Source organism: Cupriavidus sp. CuC1 (assembly GCF_044627735.1).
Taxonomy (GTDB): domain Bacteria; phylum Pseudomonadota; class Gammaproteobacteria; order Burkholderiales; family Burkholderiaceae; genus Cupriavidus; species Cupriavidus ulmosensis.
The window spans coordinates 42,614-58,062 of sequence record NZ_JBIUHC010000060.1; the positions used below are offsets into that span (position 1 = coordinate 42,614).

16 protein-coding genes are annotated in these 15,449 nt (G+C 66.6%); 8 read left to right on the forward strand and 8 right to left on the reverse strand.

The window, feature by feature from the left end:
• Positions 1-11 precede the first annotated feature (11 nt).
• The 6 genes from ACGLHR_RS24570 (at position 12) to ACGLHR_RS24595 (ending at position 4,598) form a co-directional block, all read left to right on the forward strand.
• Positions 12-650 carry a LysE family translocator gene (locus ACGLHR_RS24570; RefSeq protein ID WP_400096720.1) on the forward strand — a complete coding sequence of 213 codons (639 nt, stop codon included), beginning with the start codon at positions 12-14 and terminating at the stop codon, positions 648-650.
• 10 nt (positions 651-660) lie between these two features.
• On the forward strand, positions 661-1,665 hold the full coding sequence (locus ACGLHR_RS24575; RefSeq protein ID WP_400096721.1) for a DMT family transporter: 1,005 nt from the start codon (positions 661-663) through the stop codon (positions 1,663-1,665).
• An 11-nt stretch (positions 1,666-1,676) separates the two neighbouring features.
• Positions 1,677-2,135 carry a RidA family protein gene (locus ACGLHR_RS24580; protein WP_318234776.1) on the forward strand — a complete coding sequence of 153 codons (459 nt, stop codon included), beginning with the start codon at positions 1,677-1,679 and terminating at the stop codon, positions 2,133-2,135.
• A 104-nt stretch (positions 2,136-2,239) separates the two neighbouring features.
• Positions 2,240-2,569 (forward strand): DHCW motif cupin fold protein, encoded by a 330-nt coding sequence (locus tag ACGLHR_RS24585; RefSeq protein WP_043348099.1) that lies wholly within the window; start codon positions 2,240-2,242, stop codon positions 2,567-2,569.
• Between the two features lie 39 nt (positions 2,570-2,608).
• Positions 2,609-3,796, forward strand: coding sequence for a PLP-dependent aminotransferase family protein (locus ACGLHR_RS24590; RefSeq protein WP_400096722.1), 1,188 nt, complete (start codon positions 2,609-2,611; stop codon positions 3,794-3,796).
• A 157-nt stretch (positions 3,797-3,953) separates the two neighbouring features.
• Complete coding sequence (locus ACGLHR_RS24595) at positions 3,954-4,598, forward strand: glutathione S-transferase family protein (RefSeq protein ID WP_400096723.1); 645 nt, start codon at positions 3,954-3,956, stop codon at positions 4,596-4,598.
• 68 nt (positions 4,599-4,666) lie between these two features.
• On the opposite strand, the gene ACGLHR_RS24600 is transcribed toward ACGLHR_RS24595, so the two are convergent.
• A complete protein-coding gene (locus ACGLHR_RS24600) occupies positions 4,667-5,320 on the reverse strand; it encodes a LysE family translocator (protein WP_267603852.1) in 654 nt (217 codons plus the stop codon).
• A 378-nt stretch (positions 5,321-5,698) separates the two neighbouring features.
• Between ACGLHR_RS24600 and ACGLHR_RS24605 the strand changes: the two genes are divergently transcribed.
• Positions 5,699-7,375, forward strand: coding sequence for an L-lactate permease (locus tag ACGLHR_RS24605; RefSeq protein ID WP_400096724.1), 1,677 nt, complete (start codon positions 5,699-5,701; stop codon positions 7,373-7,375).
• Positions 7,376-7,479: 104 nt separating this feature from the next.
• Here ACGLHR_RS24605 and ACGLHR_RS24610 read toward each other — a convergent pair whose 3' ends face one another.
• From ACGLHR_RS24610 to hutU, 7 genes are all read right to left on the reverse strand, one after another.
• Positions 7,480-7,905, reverse strand: coding sequence for a type II toxin-antitoxin system VapC family toxin (locus tag ACGLHR_RS24610; protein ID WP_400096725.1), 426 nt, complete (start codon positions 7,903-7,905; stop codon positions 7,480-7,482).
• Complete coding sequence (locus ACGLHR_RS24615) at positions 7,899-8,171, reverse strand: type II toxin-antitoxin system Phd/YefM family antitoxin (protein ID WP_400096726.1); 273 nt, start codon at positions 8,169-8,171, stop codon at positions 7,899-7,901. The genes ACGLHR_RS24610 and ACGLHR_RS24615 overlap by 7 nt, the downstream gene beginning before the upstream one ends.
• Positions 8,172-8,298: 127 nt before the next feature.
• Positions 8,299-9,255, reverse strand: a complete 957-nt coding sequence (hutG, locus tag ACGLHR_RS24620) for a formimidoylglutamase (RefSeq protein ID WP_400096727.1) — start codon at positions 9,253-9,255, stop codon at positions 8,299-8,301.
• The gene (locus ACGLHR_RS24625) at positions 9,252-10,559 is read right to left on the reverse strand and encodes an MFS transporter (protein WP_400096728.1); all 1,308 of its coding nucleotides are present in this window, start codon (positions 10,557-10,559) and stop codon (positions 9,252-9,254) included. Before ACGLHR_RS24625 ends, hutG begins: the two co-directional genes overlap by 4 nt.
• An 87-nt stretch (positions 10,560-10,646) precedes the next feature.
• Positions 10,647-11,102: a Na+/H+ antiporter NhaC family protein gene (locus ACGLHR_RS24630; protein WP_400096729.1), complete on the reverse strand. Its 456-nt coding sequence runs from the start codon at positions 11,100-11,102 to the stop codon at positions 10,647-10,649.
• Complete coding sequence (locus ACGLHR_RS24635; protein WP_400096730.1) at positions 11,093-11,218, reverse strand: hypothetical protein; 126 nt, start codon at positions 11,216-11,218, stop codon at positions 11,093-11,095. Before ACGLHR_RS24635 ends, ACGLHR_RS24630 begins: the two co-directional genes overlap by 10 nt.
• 27 nt (positions 11,219-11,245) lie before the next feature.
• A complete protein-coding gene (hutU, locus tag ACGLHR_RS24640) occupies positions 11,246-12,931 on the reverse strand; it encodes a urocanate hydratase (protein ID WP_318234767.1) in 1,686 nt (561 codons plus the stop codon).
• A gap of 452 nt (positions 12,932-13,383) precedes the next feature.
• Between hutU and ACGLHR_RS24645 the strand changes: the two genes are divergently transcribed.
• On the forward strand, positions 13,384-15,216 hold the full coding sequence (locus ACGLHR_RS24645) for an ABC transporter ATP-binding protein (protein WP_400096731.1): 1,833 nt from the start codon (positions 13,384-13,386) through the stop codon (positions 15,214-15,216).
• Positions 15,217-15,449 lie beyond the last annotated feature (233 nt).

Sequence of the window (15,449 nt, forward strand, 5' to 3'; positions counted from 1 at the left end):
CAGGACGACACATGGATCCCGCTCTGCTCACCGGGCTGTCGGCCGCCCAGTTCGCCGCGCTGCTGTCGCTGATGGCCGTCGGTGCGTTCACGCCCGGCCCCAACACCACCATCGCCGCCGTCACGGGCGCCAACTTCGGCCTGCGCGCCACCCTGCCGCACTGCGTGGGCGTGGCGTTCGGCTTTGCCAGCATCCTGGCGCTGTGCGCGGCGGGCGTTGGCGCGCTGATCCTGGCCAGCCCGACGCTGGCGCTGCTGGTGCATACCGCCGGCGTGCTCTACCTGCTGTGGCTGGCGCTCAAGCTCGCGCGCAGCACCGTGCTGTCGGACAAGCAGGTGCTGCGCCCACTGTCGGCGTGGCAATCGGCGGTGCTGCAGTACGCCAATATCAAGGCATGGATGCTGGCGCTGGCGACGGCCGCCTCGTACATGGCCGGCGCGCAGTCGCCGGTGCATCGGGCCATGCTGGTCTGCGCGGTGTTCGGCGTGTTCGGCTTCGTCAGCAATGGCGTGTATGGCGTGATCGGCGCCACGCTGCGGCAATGGCTGCAGGTAGGCCACCGCATCCGCTGGTTCAACCGTGCAATGGGCCTGGCGCTGGCACTCACGGCGCTGTGGATTGCGCTGGCCGGCCGGCCCACCCTGCACTAATTCAAACACCATGGCTGCCAAACCCGCCTCTGTCCGGCCTATCCATGGCGCGCCTGCCGACGCCCACAGCGGTGGCATGCTGCTCGGCTTTATCGGCGTGGCCGTGTTCAGCCAGACCTTGCCCTTCACACGCATGGCGGTGGCCGAGCTGGACGCCACCTTCGTCGCGCTCGGCCGTGCCGTGGTGGCGGCGCTGCTGGCGCTGGCGCTGCTGTGGCAGCGTGGCGCGTTTGCCAGCGGGCGCCGGCCCCGGGGCGGCCAGTGGTGGCGCCTGGCGGTGACCTCGCTGGGCGTGGTGGTGGGCTTTCCACTGTTCTCCTCGCTGGCCATGCGTGAAGTGCCGGCCGGCCATGGCGCCATCATCACCGGCCTGCTGCCCCTCGCCACCGCGGTCTTTGCCGCCTGGTTTGGCCGCGAGCGGCCGTCGCCGGCGTTCTGGCTGTCGGCCGCCGCCGGCAGCGCGCTGGTGGTCGCCTTTGCCCTGTGGCAGGGCGCTGGCGGGCTGCAGCATGCGGACTGGCTGCTGTTCGCGGCGATGGTGCTGGGCGCGCTGGGCTATGCCGAAGGCGGCAAGCTGTCGCGCGAGCTTGGCGGGCTGGAAACCATCAGCTGGGCGCTGGCAGTGGCGCTACCGCTGTTGTTGCCGGTAGTGGCATGGCTAGGGTTGCAGCACGCCGGCCAGATCGCCGCCGCCTCGCCGCGCGCCTGGATCGGCATGGGCTATGTTTCCGTATTCTCGATGTTCATCGGCTTCCTGTTCTGGTATGCCGGCCTCGCAAAAGGCGGCGTGGCGCGCGTGGGGCAGATACAATTGCTGCAGCCGTTCCTCACGCTGGCGGGCGGCGCCCTGCTGCTGGCCGAGCCGCTCGATGCGGTCACGCTCGCTTTTGCGGTGGCGGTGATCGGCGTGGTAGCCCTTGGCCGCCGTACCGCCGTGCGCAGCGCCCCCTCGGGCTCCCTGCCCGCGCCCGCCGTCGAAGAACCCCACCCCACCCCGTTGGGACGATCCCACTGACTGGAGACCCTATGTCCGTCTATGACACCCTTGCCCGCCTCGGCATCGAACTGCCCAACGCCGGTGCGCCGGCCGCCGCCTACGTCATGGCCGCGCAAACCGGCAACACCGTGTTCCTTTCGGGCCACATCGCCCGCAAGGATGGCAAGCCCTGGGTAGGCAAGCTGGGCAAGAACCTGGGAACCGAAGACGGCAAGGCCGCAGCGCGCGCCATCGCCGTGGACTTGCTGGCCACGCTGCACACCCACCTGGGCGGCGACCTGAACCGCGTCACCCGCATCGTCAAGGTGATGAGCCTGGTCAACTCCACGGAAGACTTCACCGAGCAGCACCTGGTGACCAACGGCGCGTCGGAGCTGCTGGCGGAAGTCTTCGGCGAAGCCGGCAAGCATGCCCGCAGCGCCTTTGGCGTAGCGCAGATCCCGCTGGGCGCCTGCGTCGAGATCGAGATGATCGTCGAAGTGAAGTAAGCGGAAAAGAAGCAAGAAAGCCGAGCGACGTGAATTGAAATAAGGCTAGGGACCGGGGGATTCCCCTCCCCCTGCCCCCGACCCACTGAAGGCACCTCCCACCGATGCGCATCGACAACCTGCCTTTCGGCACCACCGACTGGTCTGACATCACCCCGACCCGCCACCCCGGCGACACCGGGGAAGCCCTCTGGCGCACCCGCCAGTTCGGCGACATCCGCGTTCGCATGGTGGAGTATTCTGCCGGGTATCTCGCCGATCACTGGTGCACAAAAGGGCACATCCTCTTTGTACTGGAAGGCGAGCTGCATACCGAGCTGGAAGACGGCCGACATTTCGTGCTCCGCGCGGGCACGAGCTACCAGGTCGCCGACCAGGCCGAGCCGCACCGTTCGTCCACCCCGACCGGGGCGCGGCTTTTTATCGTTGACTGAGTCGAGCCAACTCGACTCCCCACACACCAAGAGAACATCATGAACTGGGCCATCTCCCGCCGGGCGCAACAGCTGACCAGCTCGGCTATCCGCGAAATCCTGAAAGTGACCGAGCGTCCGGAAGTCATTTCCTTCGCCGGCGGCCTGCCGTCGCCGGCTACGTTCCCGGTAGCGGCCATGGAACAAGCGGTGGCCCGGATCTTCGCCGACAACCCGCAGGCTGCCCTGCAGTACGCCGCCACCGAAGGCTACATGCCGCTGCGCGAATTCATCGCCAAGCGCCATAACGTGGACGTGGAGCGCGTGCTGATCACCACCGGCTCGCAGCAAGCGCTGGACCTGATCGCCAAGGTGATGATCGATCCGGGCAGCCCGGTGCTGGTGGAAACGCCCAGCTACCTCGGCGCGCTGCAGGCCTTCTCGCTGTTCGAGCCGGAATTCGTCTCGGTGCCGGGCGACGACAAGAGCCTGCTGCCCGAAGCCCTCACGCCCGAGCTGACCGCCGGCGCGCGCTTCCTCTACGCCCTGCCCAACTTCCAGAACCCCACCGGACGGCGCATGCCGCTGGAGCGCCGCCTGGCCCTGGTGGCCCGCGCCCGCGAGCTCGGCGTGCTGCTGGTCGAGGACGATCCCTACGGCGAGCTGAGCTATAGCGGCGACCAGCTGCCGAGCCTGCTGTCGATGAACCCCGACGGCGTGATCTACATGGGCTCGTTCTCCAAGATCCTGGCCCCCGGCCTGCGCCTGGGCTATGTGATCGCCCCGCCCGACCTGCATTTCAAGCTCTGCCAGGCCAAGCAGGCTTCTGACCTGCACACGCCCAGCTTCACTCAGCGCCTGGCCTATGAAGTGGTGCGCGACGGCCTGCTGGACACGCACATCCCGACCATCCGCACGCTCTACGCAGCGCAGTGCCAGGCCATGCTGGATTCGCTCACGCGCCACATGCCCGAAGGCGTGACCTGGAACGCGCCCGAAGGCGGCATGTTCATCTGGATGGAGCTGCCCGAGGGCCTGGACAGCATGGAGATCCTGCAAGAAGCAGTCAAACGCAATGTGGCCTATGTGCCGGGCGCGCCGTTCTACGCCAGCAACCCGCGCCGCAATGCGCTGCGCCTGGCCTTTGTCACGGTGGCGCCGGAGCGCATCGAGCAAGGCGTGGCCATCCTCGGCACGCTGTTCCGCGAAGCCATCGCCAAGCTCGCGCCGCAAGCCAAGGCTGCCTGAGCGTCGCTTGAGCGACACGCATGGCACGGATACGCCTCCCGGCTAATACCGGGCTGGCGGGCTTCATGGCAAGATAACGGCCATCGCCCGTCAGTCCGGGCCGCGAACGCGCATGCAGTTGCGCATGCCCGGCCCACGCCTTAAGGAGAAGGTTTTCGTGCTGCGTATCTGGGGTCGACTCTCATCGATCAATGTGCAGAAAGTGGTCTGGTGCGCGCGCGAGCTGCACCTGGACCACGAACGCATCGACATTGGCGTCAGCGAGGGCGACCTCGACACCGAGGCCTATGTCCGGCTCAATCCCGACCGCAGCATCCCGGTGATAGAGGATTTCCGCGGCACCGACGTGGGCGGCGAGCCCTTTGTGCTGTGGGAGTCCAACGCCATCGTGCGCTACCTTTGCGCGCACGACGGCGAGGATAGCCTGTGGCCCGGCAACGTCAAGGCGCGCGCGCTGGCCGACCGCTGGATGGACTGGCAGACCAACGCCTTCAGCCCGGCCATGGTCGACGCGTTCCGCCACCTGGTGCGGCTACCCGCCGAGCAGCGCGACCCCGACCTGATCGCCCGTTCCCTGGAACGCACCGAACCGCTCGCGGCCCGGCTCGACGAAGCCCTGGCGCAGCGCGAATTCATCTGCGGCGACCGTTTCACCATGGCCGACATCCCGGTTGCCTGCGCCGCGCACCGCTGGCTGGGCCTGCCGGCGGCGCACCAGCCTCGCCCGCACCTGGAGCGCTGGGCAGCGGCCATGCGGGCGCGGCCTGCCGCCCGCACCATCCTGACGCTGCCGCTGGTCTGAGCCGCCCCCTCGCTACCTGCTTCGTCCGAATTTGCAGGTAGCGCTTATTTGCTCACTTCCTGGCTCGCTTACTTGCTGTTGCGCCCACCCGACATCGCGGCAAGCACCCCTAGCCCGATCAGCGCGCCGCCGGTCAGGTAACGGCCCACGGCCTGCGCGCCCCTGGCGCGGGAGAGCAGCGGCAACAGCGCCGCCGCGGCCAGCACATAACAGCAATCCGTGGTGGCGGCGATCAGCACGAAGGTCCCGCCCAGGGCAACGCTTTGCGGCAGCGCCGCGATGGCGGGGTCCATGAACTGCGGCAGGAAGGCAGCAAAGAACAAGGTGGTCTTGGGGTTGAACAAGGCCACCACGAAGCCATCGCGAAACACCCGCTTCAAGCCGGCCCCGCCAGGAGCCGGTGCCGCCTCCGTGGCAGCAGCCGGCCGCGCGCGCAGCGCGCGTACCCCCAGATAGACCAGGTAGGCCGCGCCGGCGTACTTCATCACGGCAAAGGCCAGCGACGACACCGCGAACAGCGCCGCCAGCCCCAGCGCGGCCGCCAGCACATTGACCAGGTTGCCCAGCACCACGGCCGCCACCGAAGCCAGGCCCGCAAGCCGACCTTGCGACAGCGTGCGCGCAACGATGTAGATCACTGCCGGCCCCGGCGTCACCGCGAGCAACAGGCTGGACAACAGGAACGCAGCAAGCACGGGACCGCCGGGAAGGATGTGATGCATGGCAATGCTCCTTTGGGTGTAGGAACGCCATCCCTGATGCCAGACCAGCCTCTTTATCGGCAGCGCCAGGGCACGAAAGGACGACCGCCACATTCTGCCACCACGGGCCCGGCCAGCACATATTTGCGTATCGAGTGGTTTGGAGTACTCTGCCCTATGGGGCAGGGAGTGCGCCAGCCTGCCCCCCAGGCAAACCCTGATCCATGAATCCGGCTCACTACGGTGGTGACCGGATTTAGGGCGGTGCGGCGGGAACCCATCCTTAAAATCGAGAATTTGTCGGTAGCGCGGCTGGGACAGCACGCCAGGACAAGAACCGGAACGGCAGGCCGGGGCAGTCAGAAGAGTACCTGCCGCATAACCCGAGGAGGATTCATCGTGTGGAGTCAAGTTTATGACCCGCTAGGCAGCATGGCGTTGTCAACGCTAGCTGCCGGCATTCCTGTCGCCGTACTGCTGGCTTCGCTGGCCTTCTTTCATTTGCAGGCTCACCTGGCCGCCGGGCTGGCGCTGGTGGTCGGCGTGATCATCGCAGCCGCCGTGTTCGGCATGCCTGCCGAGATGGCGGGCAAGGCCGCCGGCCTGGGCATCGTGTCGGGCCTGTTCCCGATCGGCTGGATCGTGCTGAACATCATCTTCCTGCACCGGCTGACCACCATCAACGGCTCCTTCAAGGTGCTGCAGAATTCGATCTCAGGCATTACCGAAGACCGCCGCCTGCAACTGCTGCTTGTCGCCTTCAGCTTCGGCGCCTTCTTCGAGGGTGCGGCCGGCTTCGGCACGCCGGTGGCAGTCACCGGCGCCATCCTGATCGGCCTGGGCTTCTCGCCGCTGGCCGCCTCCGGCCTGGCGCTGATCGCCAATACCGCGCCGGTGGCCTATGGCGCACTGGGCGCACCGCTGATCGGGCTGGCCTCGGTCACCGGCCTGGACCTGTTGCACCTGTCGGCCATGGTCGGCCGTCAGTTGCCCTTTTTCTCGGTGCTGGTGCCGTTCTGGCTGATCTGGGCGTTCGCGGGTTTCCGCGGCATGCTGGCGATCTGGCCGGCAATCCTGGTGGCCGGCGTCACCTTTGCCGTTCCGCAGTTCCTGGTGTCGAACTACCACGGTCCCTGGCTGGTGGACGTGATCGCCGCGCTGGTTTCGATGGGCTGCCTCGCGCTGTTCCTGAAGGTCTGGAAGCCCAAGGAAATCTGGACCTCCACCAAGATCCTGGGCCGCCATGACGACTCCAAGGTCGACGACCCCGAAGCCGTGGCTGCCGAAGCGCGCGCCAATGCGGCTTCCGTCGGCATCTCGGTGGTCAAGGCCTGGATGCCGTGGGTGATCCTGACTGTCTTTGTCTTCGTCTGGGGCGTCCCGGAATTCAAGAAGCTCATGGATGGCCTGTGGCAATTCAAGTACCCGATTCCCGGACTTGACAAGGCTGTGCTCAAGGTACCGCCGGTGGTGCCCAAGGAGATCGCCGAAGCCGCCGTGTTCAACTTCAACGTGCTGTCGATGGCGGGCACCGGCATCCTGGCTTCGGCCGTGCTGGGCGGCTTGCTGATGGGCTATTCGGTACCGCGCCTGATCAAGGAGTACTGGGAAACCATCAAGCTGGTGAAGTACTCGCTGCTGACCATCTGCGCGATGTTCGGCATCGGCTACCTGACCCGCTACTCGGGCCTCGATGCCACGATGGGGCTGGCGTTTGCCCATACCGGCGTGTTCTACCCGTTGTTCGGCACCATGCTGGGCTGGCTGGGCGTCGCGCTGACCGGCTCGGACACGGCCTCCAACGTGCTGTTCGGCGGCCTGCAGAAGACCACGGCCGAGCAACTCGGGCTGTCACCGGTCCTGATGGCAGCGGCCAACAGCTCCGGCGGCGTGATGGGCAAGATGATCGACGCGCAGTCCATCGTGGTGGCATCCACCGCCACCAAGTGGTACGGCCACGAAGGCGACATCCTGCGCTATGTGTTCTTCCATTCGATCGCGCTGGCGGTTTTGGTCGGGCTGTTCATTACGCTGCAGGCGTATGTGCATCCGTTCACGCAGATGGTGATTCATTGAGCGGCTGTGTCGGGCTGCCATGATGAAAATGGCCCCGCCCTTTCGGGGACGGGGCCAGCGCGCTGACAGTAGCGGCAGCGATAGCCCGGTGCTCGCACCGGCACTCAGTCCTCAAACCAGTTCGCCAGCCGCAAGCCGTCCAGCTCGGCGAAATCCCTGGTATTGCGCGTCACCAACGTCAGGCCGTGCGCCATTGCAACGGATGCGATCTGCCCATCCACGAAGGGCAAGGTGAACCCAGCCCGCTCGCGCGAACTGCGCAGATCGGCATGGATCCGCGCAGCAGCGTTGTCATAAGGCAAGACAAGCAAGGTGCTGACAACGTCCTGTACAAAGCGGCCGACCGCGTCCTTGCGCTGGCCTTCTGGCATACGCAGCCAGCCATATCGAAGCTCGTGCCAGACCGGTGCCGGGATGGCCAGTTCGCCGTCAAATCGAGACAGGTTCGCCATGACCCCGGCATCCGGCCGTGGCCGCATCGCCTCGGAAACGATGTTGGTGTCCAGCAACCAGCTTACGGCGTTCACCATGTGAAGTCGCGCCCCCCGCCGGCTTGACGCAAATCGTCAAATGGGCCAACTTCATCCTCAAGTTGCACATGCTCCTTACGCCACTCCATCAAGCGCGCGAGGAAGCCGGATGAGGATCCGGCAAGCTGCCGATATTGCGCCCAAGACATCAACACCGCCGCGGCCTGTCCGCGCCGGGAGATAAGGAGGGGCTCCTGCTCCCTCTCAACGTCGCGTAGCGCATCTGCCAGATGCGCTCTTGCCTCCGAGAATGGAATAGTCTGCATAGCGATGCTCCCCGCCCGACATGTACATTTCAATTGTACAACATGCCGTAACTGACAGATCCATCGCGTGATTGGCCGGGCAGGATATCCTGCCCGGCAACAAAGTGGCGGCAGCCCAACAGGACACTCACGCCATCAACCGGTACGCCAGCCGTGCCGCGGCCCGTGCGCCGCAGGCGTCGCGGTCATAGAGTGGATTGAACTCCGCCAGGTCCGCCACGCGCAGCTTGCCGCTGGCGCGCACCAGTGCGACCACCTCCTCCACGACCGGCAGGGGCACGCCGTAGGCGGCCGGGGCCGAGACCGCTGGCATCACGGCCGCCGGCAGCACGTCCAGGTCGATGGTGAGGTAGACGTGATCGACCGCATCCATCAGGCCCTGCAGCTCGGCAAGCCGCGCGTCCAGGTGCCGCTCCTGCATCTGTACGTCCTCGACGTAGTGCACGCCAAGCGCATCCGCATGCGCGAACAGCGCGGCGGTATTGCCGAGACGGCTCACGCCCAGGCAGGCGTACTCGAAGCGCTGGCCGCGCTCGCGGCATGCCTGCGCGATCTGGTCGAACGGCGTGCCCGAGCTGCCGGGACGGCCGGTGCGCAGGTCGAAGTGCGCATCGAGGTTGATCACCAGCACGCGGCCTTGGTCGCCGCGCGCATCGAGATGCGCGCGCAGCCCCTGCCAGGTGCCCCAGGCGATCTCGTGGCCACCGCCCAGCACCAGAGGGAAGGCACCCTGATCCAGTTCGGCCGCGACCGCTTGCGCCAAGGCTTGCTGCGCGGTCTCGAGATCGCCATCGTTGCAGACTACGTCGCCGGCATCGTGGAAAGCTTCGAGGCCATGGGCCGGGATGCCGGCCAGAGCGCGGCGGATTTCGCGCGCCCCCCCGGCGGCGCCCGGACGGCCCTGATTGCGCAGCACGCCAGCGTCGCAGCAAAAGCCCAGCAGCACGGGCGCGCCGGGCACGCGTTCGGCGCCTTGGGTGCGCACGACATTGAACAGCCGGCGCGTGTCGCCCAGCTCGCCCGCATCGCTGCGGCCGCGCCAGACGCTGCTCGGCGCCGCGGCCAACGGATCCATCTCGCTCATGACAGGCGGCGGCCCAGGGTTTCCGGCACCATCGCCAGGCCGATCAGCGAGACCAGCCCGCACCCGATCACGTAAAGCGCAGGCGCATTGGGGTTGGCGGTGAGATGGATCAGCTCGGTCGAGAAGAACTGCGCGAAGCCACCGAAGATGGCAATGGCCACGCAATAGGCGATCGACAGGCCGGTGGCGCGCAGGCGCTGCGGCAGCACCTCGCTGACCAGCACCATCGACGCCGGCGAGGTCATCGACATCGGCACCGAGAGGCAGCCCACCACCAGCAGCAGGCGCGTCAGGCTAGGCTCGGCGTTGATCAGCACAAAGGCCGGATAGATCATCAGCAGCAAGGCCACGCGCGACCACAGCACCACCGGGCGGCGGCCAACGCGATCGCTCAGCCAGCCGGCGAACGGCGACAGCACCACTTGCACGCCGGCGGCCACGCAAGCGGCCCAGATGCCCAGCGACAACGGCATATGCAGCTGGCTGACCGCGTAGTTGCTGAGGTAGTACACCACGATGTAGGTCGACGACGCGACGCCAATCATCAGCAGGATGCTGGCCACCAGCGCGCGGCGGTGCTCGCGCAGCAGTTGCATGGTGGACCCGCTTTCCGATTCCGCGGCCGCCGGCGCGGTTTCCTCCAGGCGGCGGCGAATCACCAGGCCCACCGGGATCACCAGGATGCCGATCACGAAGGCCGCGCGCCAGCCCCAGGCCTCAAGCGCGGCCGGCTCCAGCACATTGCTCAGGAACAGGCCGACCAGCGCGCCGAACAGCGCCGCCAGCCCCTGGCTGAACGGCTGCCAGCTGGTATAGAAGCCGCGCGAGCGGTTGTCGGCGTACTCCAGCAGCAATGCCGTGGAAGCGCCCATCTCGCCGCCGATGGCGAAGCCCTGCACCAGGCGTGCAAGCAGGATCATGATCGGCGCCAGCATGCCGATCTGGGCATAGGTCGGCGTCACCACGAAGATCACCGAGCTCAGGCCCATCAGCCAGAGCGTCAGCGCCACCGCCGGCTTGCGCCCGACGCGGTCGGCGTACATGCCGATCAGCAGGCCGCCCAGCGGGCGCATCAGGAAGCCGACGCCGAAGGTGGCGAAGGACAGCAGCAACTGCCCGGTGGGATCGGATACCGGGAAATACAGCCGGCCGATCAGCGTGGCGAAGAAGCTGTAGACCACGAAGTCGTAGAACTCAAGGCCGTTGCCGATGGTGATGGCGGCGATGGAGTTGAACCTGGACAGTGGGGCCTGCGAGGCGTCGGCGGGAGCGCCGGCAATGGGGGCAGTGGTGTCGAATGGCATGATGAATACAGTGAGTGGCGTTGAACTTGATACTCTCCCGCATCCGGGCCCGGCTGGGCCCGCACGGGACGGTCTTCCATCAGCTGCTCACAGCAGCATGGCCGCGGCCCAGCCGAAGCCGATCAGCGGCAGGTTGAAATGCAGGAAGGTGGGCACCACGGTGTCGCGGATATGGTCGTGCTGACCATTGGCATTGAGCCCCGCGGTGGGTCCCAAGGTCGAGTCCGAGGCCGGCGAGCCGGCATCGCCCAGGGCCGCGGCGGTACCTACCAGGGCGATGGTGGCCAGCGGCGAGAAGCCGAAGCTCAGCGCCAGCGGAACATAGAGGGCGGCGATGATAGGCACGGTGGAGAAGGACGAGCCGATGCCCATGGTGATCAGCAGGCCCACCAGCAGCATGACCAGCGCGGCCACGCCGCGGTTGTCGCCGACCAAGGCCGTCGAGGCCTGCACCAGGGACGCCACCTCGCCGGTCGCGTTCATCACCCCGGCGAAGCCGGAGGCGGCGATCATGATAAAGCCGACCATGGCCATCAGGCGCATGCTTGGATGAACACGCCGTCCTGCTCGCGCCAGCGGATCACCCCGCTCATGGAGACGATGGAAAAGCCCACCAGGCCACCGAACAACACCACGCCACCACCAGCAACACCAGCCATGCCGCGCCAGGTTCAGCGCGTTCACGTTCAGGCTTCCTTCTTGCTGTTGATCATCGGCAGGTTCAGGCCCTGCTCTCGTGCACAGTCGATGGCGATGTCGTAGCCGGCATCCGCGTGGCGCATCACGCCGGTGGCGGGATCGTTGTGCAGCACGCGGGCGATACGGGCGGCGGCTTCGTCGGTGCCGTCGCACACGATCACCACGCCCGAATGCTGCGAGAAGCCCATGCCCACGCCGCCGCCATGATGCAGCGAGACCCAGGTCGCGCCGCTGGCGGTGTTGAGCAGCGCGTTGAGCAGCGGCCAGTCGGAGACTGCGTCGGAGCCGTCCTGCATGCTTTCGGTTTCACGGTTCGGGCTGGCGACCGAGCCGGAGTCGAGGTGGTCGCGGCCGATCACCACCGGCGCCGACAACTCGCCGCTGCGCACCATCTCGTTGAACGCCAGGCCAAGCTTGGCGCGCAGGCCCAGGCCAACCCAGCAGATGCGCGCCGGCAGGCCCTGGAAGCTGATGCGCTCGCGCGCCATGTCCAGCCAGCGGTGCAGGTGGGCGTCGTCGGGGATCAGTGCCTTGACCTTGGCATCGGTCTTGTAGATATCCTGCGGATCGCCCGACAGCGCGGCCCAGCGGAACGGGCCGACACCGCGGCAGAACAGCGGGCGGATATAGGCCGGCACGAAGCCCGGGAAATCGAAGGCGTTCGCCACGCCCTCTTCCTTGGCCATCTGGCGAATATTGTTGCCGTAGTCGAAGGTGGGCACGCCCATCTTCTGGAAGTCCAGCATGGCCTGCACGTGCTTGGCCATCGACTGCTTGGCGGCCTTGACCACGCCGGCCGGATCGGTCTGCGCGCGGTCGCGGTACTGGCCCCAGGTCCAGCCCACCGGCAGGTAGCCGTTGAGCGGGTCATGTGCGCTGGTCTGGTCGGTGACCATGTCCGGACGCACGCCACGGCGCACCAGCTCGGGCAGCACCTCGGCGGCATTGGCGCACAGCGCGATGGAAACGGCGCGGCCTTCGGCGGTGTATTTGGCGATGCGGGCCAGCGCGTCGTCGAGATCCGCGGCCTGCTCGTCGACATAGCGGGTGCGCAGGCGGAAATCAATGCTGACCTGCTGGCATTCGATGTTCAGCGAGCAGGCGCCGGCCAGCGTGGCGGCCAGCGGCTGCGCGCCGCCCATGCCGCCCAGGCCAGCGGTCAGCACCCAGCGGCCCTTGAGGTTGCCGTTGTAGTGCTGGCGCCCGGCTTCCACGAAGGTCTCGTAGGTGCCCTGCACGATGCCCTGGCTGCCGATATAGATCCAGCTGCCGGCGGTCATCTGGCCGTACATGGCCAGGCCCTTGGCATCGAGCTCGTTGAAGTGTTCCCAGGTGGCCCAGTGCGGCACCAGGTTGGAGTTGGCGATCAGCACGCGCGGGGCGTTGCTGTGGGTCTTGAACACGCCGACCGGCTTGCCGGACTGCACCAGCAGGGTTTCGTCGTCGTTCAGCGTCTTGAGCGTCTCGACAATCTTGTCGTAGCACTCCCAGTTGCGCGCAGCACGGCCGATGCCGCCATACACCACCAGTTCCTTGGGGTTCTCCGCCACTTCCGGGTCGAGGTTGTTCATCAACATGCGCAGCGGCGCTTCGGTCTGCCAGCTCTTGGCAGTCAATTGGCTGCCACGCGGGGCGCGGATCTCTACATCACGGAAGCGGGGGGTCTGGCTCACGGCAACTCCTTCGTTCAATAAGGCCGGCTGGAGAGCTGGCCTGTTTAGCTGTTCTAGGTATGTATAGTGTTGTATATACAAGCCCAAAGAAATTGGGGTATTCCCGAGGACAACTCGCAGGAACGGCCAAGAAAGTGCGCTTGTGATTACCTGAACGACAATGGCGACAGAAAGTGCTAACCGCTTAAATGCGGCGGCCTGTCGCCGGCACGCCTTGCCGTGACCGAGCCAATGCGCGGCGCGGATGGCGCCGCGCCCGGGCATGGCGCGCGGCCTGAGGGTGCGCGACCAGGCCCTGATTGAGCCCGGATCGCACAGGGATCCCTTGCTGCGGGTGCGGATATCGACGCTGTATCATGCTACTGATCCGCCGCATGCCAATGGCATCGATACGGCCCTTGCGAGCACGTCGGCGCCCCGGATGATGCGGTCGCCGCGGAACCTGGACTCCCATGCTGATGCGTTTCCTGGAACGGCTGATCGACCCGTTCCGCCCCCTCCCCGACACCAAGCCGCCCAGCCAGATATGGCGCTTCTATGCCTATTTCCTGCTCGAGGTGTGGCCGGTCTTCGCGCTGCTGCTGGCGGTGGGGCTGGCCGGCGCGCTGATCGAGGTCGCCCTGTTCGGTTTTCTTGGCCGCCTGGTCGACCTGGCGCAGGCAACGCCGCCCGCCGACTTCTTCGCGCGCCACCGCGCCGAACTGGCGTGGATGGCGGTGGTGGCGTTGCTGCTGCGCCCGCTCTTCACCGGCCTGCACGACGTCCTCGTGCACCAGGTCATCAACCCGAGCCTGGGCAACCTGGTGCGCTGGCAGAACCACCGCTACGTGCTCAAGCAAAGCCTGTCGTTCTTCCAGAACGACTTTGCCGGGCGCATCGCGCAGCGCATCATGCAGACCGGCTTCTCGCTGCGCGATTCGGCGGTGCAGGCCGTGGACGCGATCTGGCATGTGGTGATCTACGCCGCGAGCTCCCTCTACCTGTTCGCCGAGGCCGACTGGCGCCTGATGATCCCGCTGCTGGCGTGGATCGCGTGCTACGTAGCCGCCATGCTGTACTTCACGCCGCGCGTGAAGGCGCGCTCGGTAGCGGCCACCGGCGCGCGCTCGCGGCTGATGGGGCGCATCGTCGACGGCTATACCAACATCACCACGCTCAAGCTGTTTGCCCACACGCGCCATGAAGAAGACTACGCGCGCGAAGCCATGGCCGACCTGACCGACAAGGCACGCCTGTCCGGGCGCATGGTCAGCGCCATGGATTTCACCGTGACCTCGCTCAATGGCATGCTGATCGCCGGCACTACCGGGCTGGCGCTGTGGCTATGGAGCCAAGGGCACGTCAGCATCGGCGCGATTGCGTTGTCGACCGGGCTGGTGATCCGCATTGTCAGCATGTCGGGCTGGATCATGTGGGTGATCAGCGGCATCTTCGAGAATATCGGCCAGGTCCAGGATGGCCTGCAGACCATCGCCGCGCCACGCAAGGTAGGCGATCGCGACGATGCCCAAGCGCTGCGCGTCACGCGCGGCGAGGTGCGCTTCGAAGGCGTGGGCTTTCACTACGGCAAGGGTTCGGGCGTGATCGAGAACATCGACCTGGTGGTGCGCCCGGGCGAGAAGATCGGCCTGGTCGGCCCGTCCGGCGCCGGCAAGTCCACGCTGGTCAACCTGCTGCTGCGGCTGTACGACGTGGAGCGAGGACGCATCCTGATCGATGGCCAGGACATTGCCGGCGTCACGCAGGAAAGCCTGCGCGCGCAGATCGGCATGGTGACGCAGGATACGTCGCTGCTGCACCGCTCGATCCGCGACAACCTGCGCTATGGACGGCCCGGCGCCAGCGAGGCCGAACTGCTCGCCGCGGCCGACGACGCCCATGCCGGCGAGTTCATTCCGCGCTTGCGCGATGCGCATGGGGCTACGGGGCTGGATGCGCAGGTGGGCGAGCGTGGCGTGAAGCTTTCAGGCGGCCAGCGGCAGCGCATTGCCGTCGCCAGGGTGCTGCTCAAGAACGCGCCCATCCTGATCCTCGATGAAGCCACCTCGGCGCTGGACTCCGAAGTGGAGGCTGCCATCCAGGAGAACCTGGAGACGCTGATGCAGGGCAAGACGGTTATCGCCATCGCGCACCGGCTCTCCACCATTGCGCGCATGGACCGGCTGGTGGTACTGGAGAACGGCCGCATTGCCGAGAGCGGCACGCATGCGGAGTTGCTGGCGCGTGGGGGGCTCTACGCGCGGCTGTGGGCGCATCAGACGGGGGGATTTGTGGGGGTGGACTAGAGTGGGTTGGTGGGGGGCTTGGGATTGATGTTGGTGGTGGTGGTTTTTGGGCCCAAGTGCCTCCATGCGCGGGTCTTTCGCTGTTTCTTTTGGCGGCGTTGGTTTTTGGGCCCAATGGCCTGTATGCGTGTTTGGTTCGCTGTTTCTTTGGGCGGCGTTGGTTTTTGCACCCAAGGGCCATACGACATCCCCCTGCGGGGGCTGCCGGTCACTCTTCTTTGCGCGGCAAAGAA